This is a genomic window from Microbacterium paraoxydans (assembly GCF_900105335.1).
GTDB classification, from domain to species: Bacteria; Actinomycetota; Actinomycetes; order Actinomycetales; family Microbacteriaceae; genus Microbacterium; species Microbacterium paraoxydans.
In genome coordinates, this window is record NZ_LT629770.1 from 2473737 (window position 1) to 2496152 (window position 22416).

Annotated in this window: 14 protein-coding genes; 12 read left to right on the top strand and 2 right to left on the bottom strand. The window is 71.3% G+C overall.

Features of this window, described 5'->3' with window-relative positions:
• Window positions 1-115 precede the first annotated feature (115 nt).
• From BLU02_RS12175 to BLU02_RS12205, 6 genes are all read left to right on the top strand, one after another.
• A complete protein-coding gene (locus BLU02_RS12175) occupies window positions 116-2401 on the top strand; it encodes a carbon starvation CstA family protein (protein WP_060923062.1) in 2286 nt (761 codons plus the stop codon).
• 1 nt (window position 2402) lies between these two features.
• Window positions 2403-2648 (top strand): YbdD/YjiX family protein, encoded by a 246-nt coding sequence (locus BLU02_RS12180; RefSeq protein WP_082750140.1) that lies wholly within the window; start codon window positions 2403-2405, stop codon window positions 2646-2648.
• A 218-nt stretch (window positions 2649-2866) separates the two neighbouring features.
• Window positions 2867-4048 (top strand): sensor histidine kinase, encoded by a 1182-nt coding sequence (locus BLU02_RS12190; protein WP_083370996.1) that lies wholly within the window; start codon window positions 2867-2869, stop codon window positions 4046-4048.
• Window positions 4049-4056: 8 nt separating this feature from the next.
• Entirely contained in the window at window positions 4057-4776 is a 720-nt protein-coding gene (locus BLU02_RS12195) for a LytR/AlgR family response regulator transcription factor (protein ID WP_060923613.1), read from the top strand.
• Entirely contained in the window at window positions 4773-5147 is a 375-nt protein-coding gene (locus BLU02_RS12200) for a hypothetical protein (protein ID WP_060923612.1), read from the top strand. Before BLU02_RS12195 ends, BLU02_RS12200 begins: the two co-directional genes overlap by 4 nt.
• Entirely contained in the window at window positions 5144-6601 is a 1458-nt protein-coding gene (locus BLU02_RS12205) for a sodium/solute symporter (protein ID WP_083370997.1), read from the top strand. The genes BLU02_RS12200 and BLU02_RS12205 overlap by 4 nt, the downstream gene beginning before the upstream one ends.
• A gap of 578 nt (window positions 6602-7179) precedes the next feature.
• Here BLU02_RS12205 and BLU02_RS12210 read toward each other — a convergent pair.
• Together BLU02_RS12210 and BLU02_RS12215 are read right to left on the bottom strand one after the other, a co-directional pair.
• Window positions 7180-8097 (bottom strand): pirin family protein, encoded by a 918-nt coding sequence (locus tag BLU02_RS12210; RefSeq protein ID WP_060922379.1) that lies wholly within the window; start codon window positions 8095-8097, stop codon window positions 7180-7182.
• Window positions 8094-8462 (bottom strand): GNAT family N-acetyltransferase, encoded by a 369-nt coding sequence (locus tag BLU02_RS12215; protein WP_060922378.1) that lies wholly within the window; start codon window positions 8460-8462, stop codon window positions 8094-8096. Before BLU02_RS12215 ends, BLU02_RS12210 begins: the two co-directional genes overlap by 4 nt.
• Window positions 8463-8567: 105 nt before the next feature.
• Between BLU02_RS12215 and recQ the strand changes: the two genes are divergently transcribed.
• The 6 genes from recQ (at window position 8568) to BLU02_RS12245 (ending at window position 22414) form a co-directional block, all read left to right on the top strand.
• Window positions 8568-10595, top strand: coding sequence for a DNA helicase RecQ (recQ, locus tag BLU02_RS12220; protein WP_060922377.1), 2028 nt, complete (start codon window positions 8568-8570; stop codon window positions 10593-10595).
• A 245-nt stretch (window positions 10596-10840) separates the two neighbouring features.
• Window positions 10841-12904 (top strand): acyl-CoA dehydrogenase family protein, encoded by a 2064-nt coding sequence (locus BLU02_RS12225; RefSeq protein WP_060922376.1) that lies wholly within the window; start codon window positions 10841-10843, stop codon window positions 12902-12904.
• Between the two features lie 98 nt (window positions 12905-13002).
• Entirely contained in the window at window positions 13003-14049 is a 1047-nt protein-coding gene (locus BLU02_RS12230) for an NAD(P)-dependent alcohol dehydrogenase (protein ID WP_060922375.1), read from the top strand.
• Window positions 14050-14663: 614 nt separating this feature from the next.
• The gene (locus BLU02_RS12235) at window positions 14664-15233 is read left to right on the top strand and encodes a DNA-3-methyladenine glycosylase I (RefSeq protein ID WP_060922374.1); all 570 of its coding nucleotides are present in this window, start codon (window positions 14664-14666) and stop codon (window positions 15231-15233) included.
• 129 nt (window positions 15234-15362) lie between these two features.
• Window positions 15363-16496 carry a serine/threonine-protein kinase gene (locus BLU02_RS12240; protein ID WP_167627851.1) on the top strand — a complete coding sequence of 378 codons (1134 nt, stop codon included), beginning with the start codon at window positions 15363-15365 and terminating at the stop codon, window positions 16494-16496.
• Entirely contained in the window at window positions 16496-22414 is a 5919-nt protein-coding gene (locus tag BLU02_RS12245) for an Ig-like domain-containing protein (RefSeq protein ID WP_060922372.1), read from the top strand. Before BLU02_RS12240 ends, BLU02_RS12245 begins: the two co-directional genes overlap by 1 nt.
• Window positions 22415-22416: the final 2 nt, after the last annotated feature.

Sequence of the window (22416 nt, forward strand, 5' to 3'; positions counted from 1 at the left end):
CCGTTCGTCGCACGGCCGCCGCCGCTCGTCGCAGCGTCCCCGGATCCGGAAGCGACAGCGGGACGCCCTCCCTACCGTGGGGAGACGCAATGATGCGCCCCCAGAGGAGAACCCCATGACCGCACCTTCGTCGCGCCGCCGCGACGGCGCCGGGCTCGTCGACGACGACCCCGTCATCGAGACCGACCCGAACCTCCCACCCGTCGCCCTCTCCGCGGAGCACGAGGCGAAGAGCCGCCGCTGGACCCTGCCGAAGATCCTGCTGTGGACCGCCATCGCCCTCCTCGGCGGCGTCGCCTGGGTGATGCTCGCCATCGTGCGCGGGGAGACCGTGAACGCGATCTGGTTCGTGTTCGCCGCCGTCTGCACCTACCTGATCGGCTACCGCTTCTACTCCAAGGTCATCGAGCGGTACATCACCCGCCCCGACGACCGCCGCGCCACGCCCGCCGAGGTGAAGCAGGACGGCAAGGACTACGTCCCCACCGACCGCCGGGTGCTCTACGGTCACCACTTCGCCGCCATCGCCGGCGCCGGACCGCTCGTCGGCCCCGTGCTCGCGGCGCAGATGGGCTACCTCCCCGGCACCATCTGGATCATCGTGGGCGTCGTGCTCGCGGGAGCCGTGCAGGACTACACGGTGCTCTTCTTCTCGATGCGGCGCGGCGGCAGGACCATCGGCCAGATGGCGCGCCAGGAGCTCGGCAAGATCGGCGGCACCGCGGCGATCATCGCCTCGCTGCTCATCATGCTCATCATCGTCGCGATCCTCGCGCTCGTCGTCGTGAACGCCCTCGGGGAGAGCCCGTGGGGCGTCTTCTCCGTCGCGATGACCATCCCGATCGCCCTCTTCATGGGCGTGTACCTGCGCTACCTGCGTCCCGGCAAGGTGACCGAGGTCTCGATCATCGGCTTCGTGCTGCTCATGGCCGCGATCATCGGCGGCGGCTGGGTCGCCGGCACCGAGTGGGGTCAGGCGCTCTTCCACCTCGACCGCACCACGATCGCGTGGGGCATCATCATCTACGGCTTCATCGCCGCGGTGCTGCCGGTGTGGCTTCTGCTCGCGCCGCGTGACTACCTCTCCACCTTCATGAAGATCGGCGTCATCGTGATGCTCGCCGGGGCAATCGTCCTCGTGCGTCCGGAGATCTCGGTCCCCGCGGTCAGCATCTTCGGTGAGAACGGCATGGGTCCGGTGTTCGCCGGGCCCCTGTTCCCCTTCCTGTTCGTGACGATCGCGTGCGGCGCGTTGTCCGGATTCCATGCGCTGATCGCGTCGGGCACCACACCGAAGCTCGTCGAGAAGGAGCGGCAGACCCGGTTCATCGGCTACGGCGGCATGCTCATGGAGTCGTTCGTCGCGATCATGGCCCTCGTCGCCGCGATCTCGATCGACCAGGGCATCTACTTCGCCATGAACGCCCCGGCCGCCGCGACCGGGGGCACCGTGGAGGGAGCGGTCGCCTTCGTGAACTCGCTCGGGCTGACCGGGGTGAACCTCACCCCCGACATGCTCACGGGCACGGCGGCGGCGGTCGGCGAGGAGTCGATCGTCTCGCGCACCGGTGGTGCTCCGACGCTCGCGCTCGGCCTCGCGCACATCATGCAGCAGGCCCTCGGCGGACAGGCGCTCATGGCGTTCTGGTACCACTTCGCGATCATGTTCGAGGCTCTGTTCATCCTCACGGCGGTGGACGCCGGAACCCGGGTCGCCCGCTTCATGCTGCAGGACTCGATCGGCGCCTGGTTCCCGAAGTTCCGCGACGTCTCCTGGCGTCCCGGGGTGTGGATCTGCACCGCGATCATGGTGGCCGGCTGGGGAGCGATTCTCATCCTCGGCGTCACCGACCCGCTCGGCGGCATCAACACGTTCTTCCCGCTGTTCGGCATCGCGAACCAGCTGCTCGCGGCGATCGCGCTCGCCGTGGTGCTGGCCATCGTCGCCAAGCGTGGTCGCAGCTACTTCCGGTGGCTGTGGATCATCGCGCTGCCGCTCGCCTTCACCGCGGTCGTCACCATCACGGCGTCGCTCTACAAGATCTTCTCGCCGGTGCCGGCGATCGGATACTGGGCGAACCACTTCCGCTACCTGGAGGCGCTGAACTCGGGCGACACCACGCTCGGCGCGCCGGAGGTGCTGCAGGCGGTCATCCGCAACACCGCGGTGCAGGGCACGTTGTCGATCATCTTCGTGGTGCTCGCGATCATCGTCATCGTCATGGCGGTCATCGCGACCGTGAAGGCGATCCGCAACGGCGGCGGTGAGAACACCGAGGACCCGCCCGTCCCGTCGCGCCGCTTCGCCCCGGCCGGGTTCCTCCCCGACGCGGAGGAGCGCGAGCTGGAGAAGCAGTGGGAGCCGATCCTCGCCGAAGAGCGCGCGGCGGCACGGCACTGAGATGACCTCCACGGTGGATCGGACGGATGCCGCGACCTCCCCGCTGCGGGCGCTGTGGAGCGCCCTCGGCCGGGTCGGCCGCGGCATCCGCTGGTACATGACGACGCTGATGGGCGACACCGCGTACGCCACGTACGTCACCCATCACCGGCGGCATCATCCGGACGAGGAGCCGCTGACGGAGCGGCAGTTCTGGCGTCAGCGGATGGACGACCAGGACCGCAATCCCGGTGCCCGCTGCTGCTGACCCTTCGACAGGCTCAGGGCCCTTCGACAGGCTCAGGGACCCAGGGTGGGTCGCTGAGCCTGTCGAAGCGCGGTTCGCTGAGCCTGTCGAAGCGCCAGGGTGGGTCGCTGAGCCTGTCGAAGCGAGGGTCGCTGAGCCTGTCGAAGCGCCAGGGTGGGTCGCTGAGCCTGTCGAAGCGCGGGTCGCTGAGCCTGCCGGCGCGTCCCTAGGCTGAGCGCATGAACGACGTCGTCCTCGCCGCGATCCTCGGCGCGCTCGGCGGCATCGCCCTCACGGCGCTGCTGCTGCTCGCCCGGCGGTTCGCGCGCGGCTCGGCCGACCTCGGCAGCGAGGCGGAGCAGGGGGCGCTGCGGGCGCTGCACCAGGCGAGCCTCGCCGCCCCGCACCTCCGCGGCGGACTGGCCGGCCCGGATGCGGTCAAGGCCGCCCGGCACCTGCGGACTCTGCTGGGCAGCGCCGCGGTCGCCATCGTCGGCGAGGACGACACGGTCACCCTCGACGGCGCCGCGGACGGGCTCGAATCCGCCGCCGTGCGCATCGCCGCCCAGGTGCGCGCGTCCGGGCGGCGGCAGGTCTTCCCCGCGCCCTCGCGGACGGACGACCTGGAGGCGGTCGGCGCGCCCATCCTCGTCGACGGGGTGCCGGTCGGGGTGGTCGTCGCCTTCGCGTCGCCGGTGCGGGCCGCCCTCGTGCGGGCGGCGGAGGAGGTGGCCGACTGGTGTGCGGCGCAGGTCGAACTCGGCGGACTCGAGGCCTCCCGCACCCAGCTCGCCGAGGCGGAGCTCCGGGCTCTGCGTGCGCAGATCTCCCCGCACTTCATCTACAACGCGCTCACCGCGATCGCCTCGTTCATCACGACCGACCCCGACCGGGCCCGCGACCTCGTGCTCGAGTTCGCCGACTTCACGCGCTACTCCTTCCGCCGGCACGGAGAGTTCACGACGCTCGCGGAGGAGCTGGGCAGCATCCACTCGTACCTCGAACTGGAGCGGGCGCGGTTCGGCGAACGCCTGCGGGTGACGCTGCAGATCGCGCCCGAGACGCTCGCGACGGTCATCCCCTTCCTCTCGGTGCAGCCGCTCGTGGAGAACGCCGTGCGGCACGGCCTGGAGCCGGGAGAGGGCGGGGGCGAGATCCGCATCACCTCCCGCGACGACGGCACGCACACCGAGATCCTCGTCGAGGACGACGGCGTCGGCATGGACCCGGCGGGTCTGCGCGCGCTGCTCACGGCGCGTGAGGACGGCGGTCACGTGGGCCTGCGGAACGTCGACACCCGGCTTCGCCAGGTCTACGGCAGCGGGGGTGGTCTGGTCGTCGAGACCAACGCCGGCGCGGGTACCCTGGTGCGCATGCGAGTCCCGAAATCGCAGCCCCTCCACGACCCGGACGACGACTGAGGAGCGGCATGATCGACGTCCTCGTCGCCGACGACGAGCAGCCGGCCCTCGACGAGCTCGTGCACCTGCTGCGCGCCGACCCGCGCATCGGCGAGATCCTCACCGCGAGTAACGGCGCCGACGCGCTGCGTCAGCTCTCCGCGCGTGCGGTGCGGATCGCCTTCCTCGACATCCACATGCCCGGCTTGCTCGGCACCGAGCTCGCCCGCGCGCTCCTCGGCCTCGCGGAACCGCCCGCGGTCGTGTTCGTCACCGCCGACGAGGCCCGCGCGGTCGAGGCTTTCGAACTGCGCGCCGCGGACTACCTCCTCAAGCCGGTCCGGCGGGAACGGCTCCGAAACGCCGTGGACCGGGTGATCGAGCAGGAGGCCGCACCGCGCGGCGAGGACGAGGTGCTGCCCGTGACCGTGGGCGCGTCCGTGCGGTTCGTGCGGCGCAGCGACGTGCGCTGGGTGCAGGCACAGGGCGACTACGCGCGCCTGCACACCGAGGACGACGGGCCCGGCCATCTCGTGCGCATTCCGCTCTCCGAGCTCGAGACGCGGTGGGCGCCGGCCGGATTCCTCCGCATCCACCGTTCCACCCTCGTCCGGATCGCCGCGGTGACCGAGGCGCGGCTGTCGGGCGGGGAACCCGTCGTGGTCGTCGGCACGGCCGTGCTGCCGGTGAGCAGAAGGCTCGTCGCGGCGGTGCGGGAGGCCCTCGTGCGCGGAGAGGGGGCCGGATGACCGAGGCGCCGAAGCGGGTGCGCGTCACGGCGGACACCCCGCCGCGCCGCTCCTCCGCCTCCACCCGGGGGATCGCGCTGCCCGGTGCCCCGGTCGCGGAGGCCGATGCCGTCTACGCCCGTGCCCTGATGCGCAGCCAGCTCCGGCTCGCCCTCGGCACCGTCGCCGGCTTCGTGGTGGTCGTCGTCGCCCTGGCACTCGGGATCGCGCTCATCCCCGAGATCGACGCCGTCGTCCTCGGCGGGCTGCCGCTGTCGTGGCTCCTCCAGGCCTTCGCGTTCTACCCGGTGATCCTCGTCTTCGCGGTGCTGTACGTGCGCACGGCGGTCCGCAACGAGCGGCGGTACCGCGCCCTGCGGGACCGCGAGTGAACGCCGTGCTCGACCTCGTCGGGGTCGCCCTGGTCGTGATCGCCACCCTCCTCATCGGCGTGTACGGGCTGCGGGTCTCGCGCACGACGAGCGACTTCTTCGTGGCCTCGCGGACGGTGCGTCCGGTCTGGAACGCCTCGGCCATCAGCGGCGAGTACCTCTCGGCCGGCACCTTCCTCGGCCTCTCCGGGCTGGTGCTGCTGGACGGCGCCCGCGGCTTCTGGTTCCCCATCGGGTACGCCGCGGGGTACCTGCTCGTGCTCGTCTTCGTGGCCGCGCCCCTGCGCCGCAGCGGGGCGTACACGATCCCCGATTTCGTCGAGGCCCGGCTCGACTCGACCGCCGCGCGCCGTGTCACCAGCCTCGCGGTCCTCATCATCGGCTGGCTCTACATCGTGCCGCAACTGCACGGCGCGGGCATCACTCTCGTCGTGGTGGCCGGGCTGCCGGAGTGGGTCGGGGCCGTGACGATCGCGGTGCTCGTGGCGGCGGCGGTCGCCGCGGGCGGCATGCGCGCGATCACCTTCGTGCAGGCCTTCCAGTACTGGCTCAAGCTCACGGCGCTCCTCGTGCCGGTGGTGTGCATCGCTTTCGCCCTGAGCGGCGGGCCGCACGACTTCGATCCCGCGCTCGTCTTCCCCGCTGAGGCCGGGCCGTCCGGCTTCGACGCCTACGAGACCGCGTCGCTGCTGCTCGCCCTGCTCCTCGGCACGATGGGTCTGCCGCACGTCCTGGTGCGGTTCTACACGAGCCCGACCGGAGCCTCCGCGCGGCGGACCACCGTGATCGTCATCGCCATGGTGAGCGCGTTCTACGCCGTGTCGAGCGCGATGGGGCTCCTGGCGCGGATCGCCGCCCCCGACCTCGCACGGCCGGGGGTCGCCGACACCGTGGTGCTGCAGCTCCCGTCGCGGGTGTTCCCTGGACTCGCGGGTGAGCTGCTGACGGCGCTCATCGTCGCCGGAGCCTTCGCCGCGTTCCTGGCGACCTCGGCCGGGCTCGTGGTCTCGCTCGCGGGGGTCATCAGCCAGGACGTCTTCTCCGGCTCCGTGCGCTCCTTCCGGCTGTCCGCAGTGCTGTGCGCGCTCGTGCCGCTGGGGATCGCGCTGCTCACGGTTCCCGCGGGACTCGTGTCGAGCGTGGGGGTGGTGTTCGTCGTGGCGGCGTCGACGCTCTCGCCCGTGGTGCTGCTGGGCGTGTGGTGGCGCGGCCTCACCGCGCGCGGGGCGGTCGCGGGCATGGTGTGCGGCGGCGTCGCGACCGGGCTCGCCCTGCTCGTGCACGCCGCGGTGGACGGGGTCGGCGTCGCGGCGCCCTACCTCGCGCAGCCCGCCGCCTGGACGATCCCGCTGGCGACCGGGGTCACCGTCGCCGTGTCGCTGCTCGACCCTCGAGGACCCTCGCCCCGCACGGACCGCTTCCTCGCCCGCGTGCACACCCCCGACCGCGCCTGAGTCTGCTTCTGCCTCCCGGACTCTGCCTCCTGGAACAGGCGATCGCGCGGGTTCAGGCCGGTGAAAGCCCATCGAGCCTGAGCCGGCGCGAGTGCCTGAAGAGCGGGGAGGGTCGGTGCGGTCGAGTCAGGGGACTCCAGCGCGTTGGCAGGCCCTGGCGCGAGAACAGGCAGGGAGACCCAGGAGTGCCTGAGCTCGCGTGGGTGCCTGAGCTCGCGTGGGTGCCTGAACTCGCGTGGGTGCCTGAACTGGTTGGAGTGCCTGAACTCGCGTGGGTGCCTGAACTGGCGTGGGCGCCGGTTCGGGCGCGTCAGCGAGGTCGCGCGCGAGGGCAGGCAGTGGCGTGAGAGCAGGCAGGGAAGGGAGGGAGTGCCTGTTCTGGCGGGAGTGCCTGGACTGGCGTGGGTGCCTGTTCGGGCGCGACAGCGAGGTCGCGCGCGAGGGCAGGCAGTGGCGTGAGAGCAGGCAGGGAGAGTCCTGGGTGCCTGAATCAGCGGGAGTGCCTGAATCAGCGGGAATGCCTGGATCAGCGGGAGTGCCTGTGCAGGAGTGCCTGTGCAGGAGTGCCTGTGCGGGGGTCAGAGGGAGCGGCTGCGTGGCATCAGGCGCACCGGGGGGAGTGGCGGCGCGGGGATGCGCTGGTCGTGCCCCTCGACGACGCCGAACCGGGGGGATGCGGCCTCCCAGTCCTCGCGGGCGGCGGCGATCTCGTCGTGGGAGCGCCCGGCGAAGTTCCACCACATGACGATCTCGTCCTCGAACGGCTCACCCCCGAGCAGGAACAGCAACCCGCCCTCGCTGCTGGTCACCTCGACGCCGTCGCGGGAATCGCCGAGGTAGAGCATGTCGTTGCGGGTCATCGCGTGCTCGGGGACGGCGGCGTCGCCCTCGACGAGGAGCAGCGCGTGCTCCCACTCGGGCCGCAGCGGCAGGCGCACCGTGGTTCCGGCCGGCACGACGATCTCCGCCCCGACGATCGGCGTGTGCACGGTCGCCGGCGAGTGCACGCCCGCGAACTCGCCGAGCACGACTGTGGCCGTGGCGTCCGATCCGGTCGCGGCCGAAAGGGTCGTCGTCGGCAGGTCGGTGTGCCGCTCGAAGCCGCCGTCGCCGTGGCGCGCGGACTCGGGGAGAACGACCCAGAACTGCAGCGCGTCCAGCGGGACGGGGCCCTCGCCCACGGAGTACTCCGAGTGCGAGATGCCGTTGCCGGCGGTCATGAGGTTGAGCTGACCGCGCCGGAGGTCGGCGTCGCTGCCCAGCGAATCGCGGTGCCGGATCTCGCCGACCAGTGGCCACGTCACCGTCTGCAGACCGATGTGCGGGTGCGGCTCGACGCGCATCCGGGTCTCGGCCGGGCCGAACCGGTCGAGGAAGCACCACGCGCCGATGGTGGGGAGGTTGCGATGCGGCAGCACCCGCAGCACCTCCATGCCGCGCACGCCCCCGAGCGGCACCGCCCGGGGCTCGAGGACGAGGCGGCGTTGCCCGATCATTCCGCCCTGCCCGTGGGGTCCTCATCCGCGCCGGCCGACTCCTCCTGCACCGGGGCGTCCGCCGTCGAGCCCGGGCGCTGCGGCCAGCGGATCTCGGCGCCGGGCACCTCGCGCGTCTTGAGGTACTTCGCGATGTACGGGCAGAGCGGCACGATCGCGTCGCCCGTCGACGCGACGTCGGTCAGTGCCGCCGCGGCGAGCTTTCCCGCCAGGCCCTGGCCCTGGAACGCGGGGTCGATCTCGGTGTGCAGGAACCGGATCACGCCGGGGCGGGTGTCGAACTCGGCGAACCCGGCCAGCACGTCATCGGAACGGATCTCGTAGCGGGAGGCCTCGTCGTTGCGGGTCACGGTGATGTCGGTCATCGGATGCTCCTTCCGGCGTCTGGAACCAACCTACGCCCGGGATCGAGGGTGCGGGCCTGTGGACGTCGCCGTGCCGCTGTCCGTCGGGGTGATTACGCTGGAGGGATGCCGCAGACTCCCCGCGATCCGTACGACGGATGGATCCCCGAGCCGGACGCGGCATCCGACCAGCCCTGGGACGACGGGTGGGAGCCGACCGAGCCGCCGGAGCCGATGGACTGGGAGCCGCAGGGCGCGGGCTTCGAGCCGCCCCTCGACTGGGGTCCGGGTCCGACGACCGCGGTGACCACCGCGCCGGCCGTCCGCCGCGCCACGCCCAGCCGGTATGCGACGGCCCGCGAGGCACTGCACACGGTGTTCGGCTACGACGACTTCCGCGGCGACCAGGCGGCCATCGTCGAGCAGGTCATCGGCGGCGGCGACGCCGTCGTCCTGATGCCCACCGGCGGCGGCAAGAGCATCACGTACCAGGTGCCCGCTCTCGTGCGGGAGGGCACCGGACTGGTCATCAGCCCGCTCATCGCGCTCATGCACGACCAGGTCGATGCGTTGCGCGCCAACGGGGTGAAGGCCGCGTACCTCAACTCCACCCAGTCGATCGAGGAGCGCCGCGAGGTCGAGCGCGCCTATGTCGCCGGAGAGCTCGACCTCATCTACGTCGCCCCGGAGCGACTGTCGAGCGCGCAGACCACCTCCCTCCTGCAGCGCGGCACGCTCAGTGTCATCGCCATCGACGAGGCCCACTGCGTGTCGCAGTGGGGTCATGACTTCCGGCCCGACTACCTCGCGCTCGGCGACTTGGGCGAGCGGTTCCCCGGCGTCCCGCGGATGGCCCTGACCGCCACCGCGACGCGGGCCACGCACAAGGAGCTCACCGAGCGCCTGCACCTCGACGCGGCGAAGCACTTCGTGGCGAGCTTCGACCGCCCCAACATCCAGTACCGCATCGTCCCGAAGGTCGATCCCCGCAAGCAGCTCGTGCAGTTCATCCGGTCGCAGCCCGAGGGGGCGGCGGGCATCGTCTACGCGCTCAGCCGCAAGTCGGTCGAGCAGACGGCGACCTATCTCGCCGCGCAGGGTCTCGACGCGCTGCCGTACCACGCCGGTCTGCCCGCCGAGGTGCGGGCGGCGAACCAGTCACGCTTCCTCCGTGAAGACGGCGTGGTGATGGTGGCGACCATCGCGTTCGGCATGGGGATCGACAAGCCCGACGTGCGCTTCGTCGCCCACATCGATCTGCCGAAGTCGGTCGAGGGGTACTACCAGGAGACCGGCCGCGCCGGTCGCGACGGCGAGCCGTCCGTGGCGTGGATGGCGTACGGGCTCGGCGACGTCGTGCAGCAGCGCCGGCTGATCGATCAGAGTCCCGGCGACCGCACGTTCAAGATGCGCATGGGGCAGCACCTCGATGCGATGCTCGCGCTGTGCGAGACGGTGGAGTGCCGCCGGCAGAACCTCCTCGGGTACTTCGGTCAGGAGTCGCAGCCCTGCGGCAACTGCGACACGTGCCTCGACGACACGGCGACCTTCGACGGGCTCGTCCCCGCACAGAAGCTGCTGTCCACGATCGTGCGGCTCAAGCGGGAGCGGAATCAGGCCTTCGGTGCCGGCCACCTCATCGACATCCTCCGCGGGGCCTCGACCGAGCGCATCCGCCAGCAGCGGCACGACGCCCTCGCGACCTACGGCATCGGCGCCGACCTCTCCGACCAGGACTGGCGGAGCGTGGTGCGCCAGCTCCTCGCCCGGGGCATCCTCGTCGCGCAGGGCGACTACGGCACGCTCGCACCCGGAGAGGCCGCGGCCGGGGTGCTGCGCGGCGAGACCGCTGTGCCGCTCCGGAAAGACACGATCGGACGCCCGTCCTCGCCGTCCCGCGCCCGGAAGGCGAGTGCCGCCGACGCCCTCGACGCCGGAGACCGGGAGCTGTTCGAGGCGCTGCGGGCCTGGCGCGCCGAGACCGCCAGAGAACAGGGCGTCCCGGCGTACATCGTCTTCGGCGATGCCACGCTCCGTGCGCTCGCGGAGCATCGGCCCACGTCGCACGCCGACCTCGATGGCATCACCGGCATCGGTGCGAAGAAGCGCGAGGCCTATGGCGACGGCGTGCTCGCCGTCATCGCTGCCTCCTGACTCCTCCTGCGCCGGCCCACCCCCTTCCGCGCGAGCCACCCCTTTGCGGACGCTCGCAGGGGGCCGGGACGCACGGAACGGGGTGGGTCGACGGGGCTACGAACGCGGAACCTGTCGCGAGCCGACAAGGGCGGGCGCGCACGGGGCGGTCAGGCGTTGGAGGATGCGGACAGGGGACTTCGTGCGGTTTTGTCGCACACCTACCATGAGAGGCATCCACCTTCGTCTCTCTGAGAGGAACGCTCATGGTCGACGCCGCCGTCCGCCCTTCGACGACACCTGACCCGCGCGAGAGCGCGACCGCCCCGCGGATCGATGTCGCCCGCCTGAACGACGCCCTCATGGGCACCTGGGGCGACGTGCGCCGCCAGGCCCGCGAGATGATCAAGGACTCCGCGTTCTGGCGGAAGGACGAGCTCGGCAAGGACGACCACCGCGAGCGCGTGCTCAGCCAGCTCCACCTCCTCGTAGACAACAAGGCCGTGCACCGGGCGTTCCCGAAGCGCTTCGGCGGCGAGGAGAACAACGGCGGCAACATCGCCGGGTTCGAGGAGCTCGTCGCCGCCGATCCGAGCCTGCAGATCAAGTCGGGCGTGCAGTGGGGGCTCTTCGGCTCCGCGATCCTGCAGCTCGGCACGAAGGAGCACCACGACAGGTGGCTCCCCGGTGTCATGGACCTGTCGATCCCCGGCGCGTTCGCGATGACCGAGATCGGGCACGGCTCCGACGTCGCCGCTGTCGGTACCACCGCCACCTACGATCCGGAGACGGAGGAGTTCGTCATCCACACGCCGTTCCGGGGAGCTGTGAAGGAGTACCTCGGCAACGCGGCGCTGCACGGCATCGCGGCGACCGTGTTCGCGCAGCTCATCACCAACGGCGTGAACCACGGCGTGCACTGCTTCTACGTGCCCCTGCGCGGCGAGGACGGCGTGGATCTGCCGGGCATCGGTCGCGAGGACGACGGTCTCAAGGGCGGACTGAACGGCATCGACAACGGCCGTCTCTCCTTCGACCAGGTGCGCATCCCGCGCACGAACCTGCTGAACCGCTACGGCGACGTCGCCCCGGACGGCACCTACTCCAGCGCGATCGACAGCCCCGGCCGCCGCTTCTTCACGATGCTCGGCACCCTCGTGCAGGGACGCGTCTCGCTCGACGGCGCCGCTTCCTGGGCGTCCGCGCTCGGCCTCCACATCGCGATCACCTACGCCACGCAGCGTCGCCAGTTCGACGGTGCGGACGGGCAGGAGGTCGTGCTGATGGACTACGGCAAGCACCAGCGCCGGCTGCTCCCGCGCCTGGCCACCACGTACGCGCAGATCTTCGCGCACGACGAGTTCCTGCAGAAGTTCGACGGGGTCTTCTCCGGCCGCTCCGACACCCCGGACGACCGCGAGGATCTGGAGACGCTCGCGGCCGCGCTCAAGCCGCTGTCGACCTGGCATGCGCTCGACACCCTGCAGGATGCCCGCGAGGCGTGCGGCGGCGCCGGCTTCATGTTCGAGAACCGGCTCGTCGGGCTCCGCGCCGATCTCGACATCTACGTCACGTTCGAGGGCGACAACAACGTCCTGCTCCAGCTCGTCGGCAAGCGGCTGCTGACCGACTACGCGAAGCAGTTCCAGGGCAAGGACGCCGCGGCCCTCGCGCGCTACGCCGTGGGGATGACCGCCGGCAAGGTGTTCCACGGCGCCGGCCTCCGTCAGCTCGGTCAGGCGGTGACCGACTTCGGTCAGGTCGCCCGGTCGGTGGAGCGCGGACTGCGCGAGGAGCAGCAGCACGACCTCCTCGCAGGGCGTGTGCAGCAGATGGTCGCCGACATCGCGACCCGGCTGCGCGCCGCCGGCAAGGACAAGGTGCTCGGGGCGCGGCTGTTCAACGAGAACCAGGCCGAGCTCATCGAGGCGGCCAGGGCGCACGGCGAGCTGCTGCAGTGGGAGGCCTTCACCGACGCCGTCCACGCGATGGACGACGCCGAGACGAAGAAGGTCATGACCTGGCTCCGCGACCTCTTCGGACTGCAGCTCATCGAGAAGCACCTCGCCTGGCACCTCATCCACGGGCGGCTCTCCACCCAGCGGGCGGCGGCGGTGTCGAGCTACATCGATCGGCTGTGCGCGCGGCTGCGTCCGTACGCGCTCGACCTCGTGGACGCGTTCGGCTACGAGCCCGAGCACGTGCGGGCGCCCATCGCGAGCGGCGCGGAGAAGCAGCGGCAGGACGAGGCCCGTGCGTACTACGCCGACCTCGAGGCCACCGGTCAGGCTCCCGTCCTGGAGAAGACCCTCAAGCGGCAGAAGCGCTGAGCGGTCGGCCCGGGCCGTACCGACGGCCCGGGCCCTCCGGACAGCGGATTCATCGACGCCGGCGGATAGTCTCGGCGAGTACCGACCCGAGGAGCATCATGTCGACCGTCACCGCCTACGCCGCCCCCGCCGAAGCCGCCCCGCTCGAGAAGACCGTCATCGAGCGCCGGGAGCTGGGCCCGCACGACATCCTCATCGACATCGCGTTCGCCGGTATCTGCCACTCCGACATCCACACCGTGCGCGGAGACTGGGGTCCGCAGCAGTACCCGCTCGCCCCGGGACACGAGATCACCGGAACGGTCGCCGCGGTGGGGTCCGAGGTCACGAAGCACGCACTCGGCGACCGCGTCGGCGTCGGCTGCCTCGTGAACTCGTGCCGGGAGTGCGTGTACTGCCTCCGCGGCGACGAGCAGTTCTGCACGCAGGGCGCCGTCGGCACCTACGGGGCGGTCGACCGCGACGGCACGATCACCCAGGGCGGCTACTCCCAGCAGGTCGTCGTCACCGAGGACTTCGTGCTGCGGATCCCGGACGCTCTGCCCCTGGACGCGGCGGCTCCCCTGCTGTGCGCGGGCATCACCACGTACTCGCCGCTGCGGCATTGGAAGGTCGGCCCCGGCACGCGCGTCGCGGTGGTCGGACTCGGCGGCCTCGGTCACATGGGCGTGCAGATCGCGCACGCCCTCGGCGCGGAGGTGACCGTGCTGTCGCAGACGCTCGCGAAGCAGGACGACGGCCTCCGCCTGGGCGCCGACCGCTACTTCGCGACGGGCGACCGCGATACCTTCCGCGACCTGCGGGGCTCCTTCGACGTGATCCTCAACACCGTGAGCGCCGTCATCGACCTCCGCTCCTACCTCGGGCTGCTCGACGTGGACGGCACCATCGTGTGCGTCGGTGCTCCGGCGGAGGCCCTCGCCCTGAACGCGGGGTCGCTGATCGCCGGACGACGCTCCATCGCCGGCTCGAACATCGGCGGCATCCGGGAGACCCAGGAGATGCTCGACTTCTGTGCGGAGCACGGCATCACCGCGCAGATCGAGGTCATCCCCGCCTCGGCCATCAATGAGGCGTACGAGCGCGTCCTCGCGTCCGACGTCCGCTACCGCTTCGTCATCGACGCCGCCACCTTCGCCGACTGACCCCCCTCCCGTCCCGGTCCCTCGTCCTATCCGGTACGGGATCAGAAGCGCACCCCCTTCACCCTCGCGAGGCGCGATCTCCGTCTCGCTCCCGTCCCGCTCCCGCTCCCGTCTCGCTCCCGCTCCCGTCCGGTGCGGGAGCAAAAGCGCACCTCCGGTGCCCGCGTTGGGAGCGATTTCCGTCCCGTGACCGTGGAGCCCCTGGGGCGGGACGGAAAAGTCTCCGGGCGAGGGCCGCGTCGGTGCGGTTCTGATCCCGCGCTGGCCTTGGGTGGGCGCGCGCGGAGGACGAGCGGCGGGCGCGGAACCGGGTGCACCGTGCCACGGCGGTCCGCTGCCTCCGCGGTCGGTGCGGGATGGGAAAGGTGCCGGAGTTCCGTGTCGGAGGGTCCGCTTTGATCTCGCGTCGGAGGTACGGGTGCGGGATCGAAAAGGTGCCGCGGATTTGTGTCGAAGGGCCCTTTTCGATCCCCCGTTGGAGGTGTGTGCCGGGGCGGGATGGAAAACGGGCCTGGGGAGGCGGGGGGAGGGGCGGAAGTGAACTCTCACCGGGGACGCGGGACCAGGGGACGCGGGACGGGTGGGGCGTCGGTGGGGGCGGATACGGTGAGGGGATGACCTCCCTCCTCCTGGGGCCCGACTCCCGTGCGCGCTGCGCGTGGGTCGGCGACGACGCAGAATACCGGCGGTACCACGACGAGGAGTGGGGGACGCCGCTGCACGGGGACCGTGCGCTGTTCGAGAAGATGGCGCTGGAGGGGTTCCAGGCGGGACTCTCGTGGATCACGATCCTGCGCAAGCGCCCGCGGTTCCGGGAGGTGTTCGCCGGCTTCGAGCCCGCGGCGGTGTCGGCGTTCGACGAGGCGGACGTGGAACGGCTGATGGCCGACACCGGCATCATCCGCAACCGCGCCAAGATCCTCGCGACGATCGGCAACGCCCGGATCGTGGAGTCGATGGCCGACGGGGAGCTCGACGCGCTGATGTGGTCGTTCGCCCCGCCGGCGACCGGAGCACGGCCACGGGAGTTCGCCGACGTCCCCGCCGTCACTCCGGAGTCGACCGCGTTGAGCAAGGAACTGCGGCGGCGAGGCTTCCGCTTCGTCGGGCCGACGACGATGTACGCACTCATGCAGTCGGCGGGCATGGTGGACGACCACATCGAGGGGTGCTGGAAGGCCTGACGGTCCGACGAGAAGAGAGCGGGGCCACACTCCCTCGCCCGATATACTCGGCACATCGGGGGATCCCCCGGCGCACGACGCCGGGCGGCTGCAGGCGCGCGGTCTCCCATCAGACCGTGAGGAGCAGGTGTGGCAACGCGCATGGCAGCGACACCGCCGACGCTGGCGGGGTACAGCTATGTGCGTCCGCTCGGGTCCGGTGGATTCGCCGATGTGTTCCTCTATGAACAGGACATGCCGCGCCGCGTCGTCGCCGTCAAGGTCCTGCTCGCGGATGCCGTGAACCCCGAGGTGCTGCAGACCTTCAACGTGGAAGCCGACATCTCGGCGCGGCTGAGTGCTCACCCCTCGATCGTCACGATCTACCAGGCGTCCATCTCGGCGGATGGGCGGCCGTACTTCGCGATGGAGTACTGCCCCGACACGATGAGCGCGCGCTACAAGAAGGCCCCGCTTCCACTCGCGGAGGTGCTCGACATCGGCGTCCGCATGGCCGGCGCTTTGGAGACCGTGCACCGGGCCGGTCTGCTGCACCGCGACATCAAGCCCTCGAACGTGCTCATCAACTCGCTCGGCGCGCCCGTGCTGGCCGACTTCGGCATCGCCGCTGCCGTCATCGAGGAGGGCGAGGGCGAGACCATCGCGATGTCCGTGCCCTGGAGCTCCCCCGAGGTGCTGCAGGAGCGCGTGTCCGGATCCATCCCCAGCGAGGTGTGGAGCCTCGGCGCGACGCTGTACACGCTGCTCGCCGGCCGCAGTCCGTTCGAACGCGGCGACCGCGGCTCGAACTCGCGCGATCAGCTCACGGACCGCATCATCAAGGCGCGGTACACGGCGGTGCCGGTCCCCGGCATCCCGCCGATCATCGACGACATCTTCGCGAGCGCCATGCACCGCGACCCGGCGAAGCGGCCGGCGAGCATGGCGGAGTTCGCGGAGAAGCTGCGCTGGGCGCAGTACGAGCTCGGCATCTCGCCGACGGCCTTCGAGGCGGCGTCGGCGGAGTGGGCCGCGGCGGCGCCGGTGAACTTCTCGGATACGAGCGTCCGCGGGCCGGTCATCACGACGGTCGCGCCCGACTCGCGGAGGGCAGCGCGCGCCGCCCGTCCGCAGGCCGCACCCCGTGAGCGGGACGACATCCCCGCGAGCACCCGAGGCCGAAGCCGGTCCCCCCTGGTCGTCGGTATCGTCGGCGCCGTGATCGGCGCCGCCGTCATCGCGGGTCTCGGAACCGCGGTCCTGTTCCTCACAGGGATCCTCTGATGGCGGCAGGCAACCGCACCGCCGCCGAGGCGGCGACCCCGCCCAGGGGCAAGCTGATCGCGCTGATCTCGGGGATCATCGCGCTCGTGGTCGTCGTGGCGCTCGCGGTGACGGCGCAGGGGTATCAGTCGCAGGAGGTGCCGCGTCTCGAACCGGCGGTCTGGGTCATGCGCGACAGCGGGCAGTATGCGCGCGTCAACACCGAGCTCGCCGAGATCGACACCGTCCGCGATGTCGATGACCCTGAGGCGGTCTGGCAGAGCGGCTCCAGCACTGTGCTCTACGCACAGGGGAACCGGCAGCGGTGGGATGTCGATCCGGCCAGCCCCGCCGATCTGCTCTCCGACAGCTCTGAAGAGGGGACCCCGCTCGCTTCGCAGCCGACCCCCGCCGGGACCCGCGACGTCCTCTCCGCCGGGGTCTACGTGGCCTACCGCACCGACACCGGGCAGGTGTCGGTGTCGACCCTCGCACCGGGGGCGGGCACGGCCCTCGTCGACCCCTTCGCGGAGGTCGAGGTCGAGGAGGGGGAGGACCCGCCGACGTACACCGCCGATGCCATCGGGCTGTCGCCGGATGGCCTGCTCGTCCTCTACTCGGCGGACGAGGGGGCCGTGCGCCGCTTCGACATCGACGAGCACCGGTTCCTGGGGGATGAGTCACCCGTGGCCGATGCGCCGGAAGCCGGGGAGGGCCTGGCGATCGCGGTCGTCGGGGAACGCTGGGCGATGCTGCAGCCGACCTCCGGCGAGCTGTGGCTCTCCGGTCGCGATGCGGCGGTCACGCTCGACGTCGCCGAGGACGCACGCCTGCAGCGTGGAGCCGCCGAGGGCGACGCGGTGCTCGTCGCGGACTCGGACGGCCTCGTCTCCGTCGACCTCGCGTCCGGAGAGGCCGACCGGGTGGCGGAGGCCTCCGGCGTCCCCTCCGCTCCGGTCACGGTCCGGGGGGAGACCTACGCGGCGTGGCTCGACAGCGGCGGCGGAACCCTGTGGAGCGCGGGGGAGACCACCCCGCTGCAGGTCCCGGACGAGACGCTCGACGCGGCCGCCATCGACCCGGTCTTCCAGGGCAACGGCGATCGCGCGGTGCTGGTCGAGACCGGGACGGGCCTCATCTGGACGGCGCCGGACGGCGTGCTGATCCCGCTCGAGCAGTGGAAGATCGAGGACGACACGGAGCAGCAGGAGGGCACGATCGTCGTCGAGGACGTGGCGGAGCAGCTTCCGCCGGTGGCCGTCGACGACGCGTTCGGTGTGCGTGCGGGGGAGCAGGTCCTCCTGCCGGTCCTCCTGAACGATCACGACCCGAACAAGAAGGACGTCCTCACGATCGATCCCGAGTCCGTCGCGGCAGGCCTGAGCGATCCGGCATTCGGGGAATTGGCGCTCGTGGCGGACGGCCAGTCGCTGGTCGTCGATGTGAAGGCGGGCTCGGGCCAGGCGAGCTTCACGTACGCCGTGACGGACGGCGCGGCCGTCTCGCCGCCGGCGACCGTGACGCTGACGGTCGTCGATCCAGGAGTCAACTCCGCCCCGGTCTGGTGCGGCGTCGACGCCTGCAAGCAGGAGTGGCCGACGCCGCAGATCCTCGCCGGCGGCAGCACGATCGTCTCAGCGCTCTCCGGCTGGGTCGACCCCGAGGGTGATGCCTTCATCCTGAGCGACGCCTACGAGACGGATCCCTCGGCACCGGTGATGGTGGCGCCGACGGACGACGGCCGCGTCGCCATCCGGCACACCGACCCGAACGCCGCGGATGCCGTGATCCCGGTCACGGTGGTGGTGCAGGACGTGCACGGTGCGACCGCAGAGAAGACCCTCGAAGTCCAGGTCAGCGGCAGCCCTGCCCTCCAGGCATCGGCCGTCGCGGTGACCGCGCGCGTGGGCGAGCGGCAGTCCATCCGCATCTCCGACCATCTGTCCGGGGGCTCCGGGTCGTATCGCCTCGTCGACGCCGTCCAGACCGCCGCGACTGCGCAGGGCTTCGAGGTCACCCCCAACGCGGCCGCGGGAACCGTGGAGTTGACCGCGGCGGAGCCGGGCCAGTACGTGGTCACGTACACCGCGCAGGACGCCACGACCCAGGCGGAGCAGTCGGCGGTCATCCGCGTCACGGCGGTCGACGGCTCCGCAGCGCTCGCGATGGCGCCGTTGACGGCGTTCGTCCGCGAGGGCGAGGACACGACCGTCGATGTGCTCCGCGCGGTGCAGAACACCAGCGGACGGGTGCTGCTGCTGTCCGACGCCGTGAGCTCCACCCCGCAGCTCAACGTGCGCGTGGTCGGGAACGAGAGCCTGCGGGTGAACGGGACGACGGAGGACGGCGAGCCCGGCCTGATCGGCAAGGCCACCGTCACGGTCGCGGATGGCGCGGGCGGGGCCGTCCAGGGCACGGTGAGCGTGTTCCTCACCCCGCCGTCCACCGTCACCCGCCCGATCGTCTTCCCGGACGCGGTGACGGTGCGGGCGGGCTCGCTCACGCGTATCGAGGTCGCCGCCAATGACGTCGCCCCCCGCGGGGAGCCGCTCCTGGTGCTCCCGGAGGTGACGGGGTCGGGCGAACCGGACGAACTCGTCTTCGCCGACCGCAACGCGCTGCGCTACCTGGCGCCGAAGACGCCAGGCACCTATCGGCTGACGTACTCGGTCTCGCTCGAACGGAACCCCTCCCTCTCCGACGACGGCGTCGTGACGGTCACCGTCGTGCCGCCCGGGACGAACCGCGCTCCCACGCCGATCGCTCTCACCGGTCGCGTCCTCAGCGGGCAGACCGTGACGATTCCGGTACCCACGACCGGGATGGACGGAGACGGGGACCGGGTGGTGCTGTCCGGCGTCGACCAGCCGAAGAAGGGCGGGGGCACGGCGACCATCTCGGCCAGCGGCGAGGCGATCGTGTACCGGGCCCCGGCCGGGGGAGTGGACGGCGGACAGGTGTCGTTCCGGTACACCGTGCGCGACCCGCAGGGTGAGGAAGGCAGCGGCGCGGTCCGCATCGGCGTCCTGGACGCGGATGTCGAGGACGCCGCTCCGGTGACGTTCAGCGACTACGTCCGGGTCGAGGCGGGGTCCCGCACACCGGTCGTGCTGGACCCCCGGTCCAACGACCTCGACCCCGCGCAGAGCGAGCTCGAGATCACCGCGCTCGTCCCGAACGCGCCCCCCGTCAAGGGGAACCCGCTGTACGAGCGGCTGAATGCACTGATCGATTCCGACACCTCCCTGAAGGACGGGCGCGTCGTGCTGCGCGCCGGGGAGACGGCGGGGACGAACTCCTACTTCTACACCGTGAAGTCGACGCGGACCGGGAGCACGGCACAGGGCCTCATCGTGCTGACCGTGACCGAGGGCACGGTCGCCGATCAGCCGGTCGTGACGGACACGGTGCTCACGGCGCGCGACCGGGACGACCTCGTGGACGGTGGCCTCGACGTCGTCACGGACCGGGTGCGCTGGCCGTCCGGCGACGTCTCGTCGCTCCGTCTGAGCCTGTGGGGCGATCAGGCCGGGTACACGGTGAAGGGGAACCGGATCATCGGCCCCGCTCCGAAGGAGGGCGCACTGGTGCCCTTCCAGCTCACCGGAAACGCCGCCGGCGGACGGGACGTGACCGCCTACGGCTTCCTGCGGATCCCGGCGTTCGACGACATGCAGGTCCAGCTCGTCCCCGGCGCGACGCCGGTCGTCGTCGATGAGGACGCGGCCGTCAGCTTCGCGGTGCCGGACTACCTCGATCTGCCGTCATCGGATGCCGTGGAGATCGGCTCCGGAGCGTTCACCGCGCAACGGGCTGCGGCGTCGTGCGCGGCCGATGGCCCCCGCAAGGCGGAGTACCGTGCCGGTCGTGAGGCGCCGTGGTCGGACACCTGCTTGATCCCGGTGCGTCTGGACGGACAGAAGCGCTGGTCCTACATCGACGTCCCGGTCAGCATCCGTCCGTCCGAACCGCAGCTGCTGCTCTCCTCGATCTCGCACACGATCGCGCCGGGAGCCACGGAGAGCGTCGACCTCTACGCCAACATGGCCGCGTGGGAAGGCGGGCGCGAGGGCAACGCGGGCTCCCTCGAGTACCGGATCGTGTACTCGGGTTCGGCGTTCGTGGTCACGCAGAGCGGGGCGAAGCTGACGATCGAGGCGCGCGCCGACGCGCGACCGGGCAACACCGAGAACGTCAGCGTGACCGTGCCGCAGTACGGACAGCCCTCAGCCTCCGTGCGTCTGGTCGTGGGCGCAGCCCCACCGGACGCCCCGCGGGGAGCGACCTTCACGAAGCAGTGCGTCGTCACCAGCGCCCGCTGCTCGATCGACGTCGTCGATGTGGCGGGCGAGTACGATCCCTTCGCCGGCAAGCCGGGATCCGGGCTGCGACTGATGTCGCTCGGGGCGGGATCGCGCTGCGACGTCGCCTCGTTCTCGACGGCGGGCTCCAAGACGATCACCGCGAGCTGGCCCGGTGGCGGGCAGGCGCCGGGCGGGCAGTGCGTGGTCTCGTTCGTCGTGGCCGACGCGCAGGGGCGAACCGGCACGGGCACCCTCACGCTCGACCTGCAGGGATTCCCGCAGGCGCCGGCGAGCGTGACCACCGTGGGTTTCACCCGCTCGACGGTCGTGCTGGAGGTGCCGCTCGGCGAGGCGCGCCGCGCCCACCCCGCGGTGTCGGGCGTGACCATCCTCCAGGACGGGGCGGCGGCCAATGCCTCCTGCAGTCCGGCCGGTGCTGTGTACCGCTGCACGGTGAACGGCCTGACCAACGGCGCGCCGCACACCTTCACGGCTGCAGCGGTCAACGCCGTCGGCACCTCGGCGTCCACCTCGCCGCACACGAGCTGGGCCTACGCCGCCCCGGTCGTGGCGAACGCGACGGCCACGCCGGAGTATCGACCGGGGGTCTCCGACCGCGGGCGCGGGGCGGTGCGGGTATCGATCGACGCCGCCGACGATGCTGTCTCCTTCCGGATCGAGGAGACGGGCGAGGTCATCAATCGCACGGGGGCGACCACCACGGCCGATATCTCGCTGTCGCCGGGGGCGCAGACGCTCACGATCGTCCCGATCAGCCAGTTCCAGCCGCCCACCGGCGGCGGCAACGAAGGCGGCGGGTTCCGTACATCCGTGACCGTCGCCGGCTCCGTGTACTTCGACCCGGCGACGACGCAGGCGACGGCGGTCTCGAACACGGCGGTGAACGTCTCCGGCATCGCGGCACAGGCGAACGGCAGCACCAGGGGCGTCCAGGTCACCTATGTCGCGTGGCGATCGGGCAGCGTCAGCTGCACGGCGAACGGAGACGGCACGCTGTCGGTCTCCGGCGGCGAGGTGCGGTCCGAGTCCCCCTCTCTGCAGGGGCTGCGGCCGTACCAGCTGTACTACGTCAAGGCGTGCGCATCGAACGGCTACGGCGTGGCCGAGTCGTCCACGACAACCGTCTTCACGTTCACGTTCGTCGACGGCCCCGGCGGTGACACCACCTACACGGTCGCGAAGGACCCCCGGCGCGACGGGAACCGCTATGACTACGGTCTGGCCTCGGCGCCGCGCATCGACGTCGAGAACGGCTTCGTGCCGCAGTACTACATGTACGGACAGTGGGTCGGCGACTTCGCCCTCACCCCGGACTCGTCCCCGGGGCAGGTCCGCGCCCGCGCCTGCCATGCCACGCAGACCGGCTCGTGCTCCGGAGAGGTGAACATCACCGCGACGACCGCGCCGACCGTCGTCAACGCCGTGTTCCAGCCCTGCATGCCCGTCGTCGAGGGCGATGTCGTGACGGTGTCCGCCGCGGCACGCGGCTCGTACATCCTCGAGGTGACGCCCCTGGTCGACACCCCCGGCACCTTCGACGCGAAGATCACGTGGACCGGAGCCTTCGCCACCCTGACCCCCATCACGCATCGCATCACGGGCCTGTGCCCCTGACC

Excerpts from the sequence above, each read along its gene's own strand:
- BLU02_RS12175 (WP_060923062.1), top strand. The coding sequence starts at position 116 with ATGACCGCACCTTCGTCGCGCCGCCGCGACGGCGCCGGGCTCGTCGAC.
- BLU02_RS12180 (WP_082750140.1), top strand. The coding sequence starts at position 2,403 with ATGACCTCCACGGTGGATCGGACGGATGCCGCGACCTCCCCGCTGCGG.
- BLU02_RS12190 (WP_083370996.1), top strand. The coding sequence starts at position 2,867 with ATGAACGACGTCGTCCTCGCCGCGATCCTCGGCGCGCTCGGCGGCATC.
- BLU02_RS12195 (WP_060923613.1), top strand. The coding sequence starts at position 4,057 with ATGATCGACGTCCTCGTCGCCGACGACGAGCAGCCGGCCCTCGACGAG.
- BLU02_RS12200 (WP_060923612.1), top strand. The coding sequence starts at position 4,773 with ATGACCGAGGCGCCGAAGCGGGTGCGCGTCACGGCGGACACCCCGCCG.
- BLU02_RS12210 (WP_060922379.1), bottom strand. The coding sequence starts at position 8,097 with ATGATCGGGCAACGCCGCCTCGTCCTCGAGCCCCGGGCGGTGCCGCTC.
- BLU02_RS12215 (WP_060922378.1), bottom strand. The coding sequence starts at position 8,462 with ATGACCGACATCACCGTGACCCGCAACGACGAGGCCTCCCGCTACGAG.
- recQ (WP_060922377.1), top strand. The coding sequence starts at position 8,568 with ATGCCGCAGACTCCCCGCGATCCGTACGACGGATGGATCCCCGAGCCG.
- BLU02_RS12225 (WP_060922376.1), top strand. The coding sequence starts at position 10,841 with ATGGTCGACGCCGCCGTCCGCCCTTCGACGACACCTGACCCGCGCGAG.
- BLU02_RS12230 (WP_060922375.1), top strand. The coding sequence starts at position 13,003 with ATGTCGACCGTCACCGCCTACGCCGCCCCCGCCGAAGCCGCCCCGCTC.
- BLU02_RS12235 (WP_060922374.1), top strand. The coding sequence starts at position 14,664 with ATGACCTCCCTCCTCCTGGGGCCCGACTCCCGTGCGCGCTGCGCGTGG.
- BLU02_RS12245 (WP_060922372.1), top strand. The coding sequence starts at position 16,496 with ATGGCGGCAGGCAACCGCACCGCCGCCGAGGCGGCGACCCCGCCCAGG.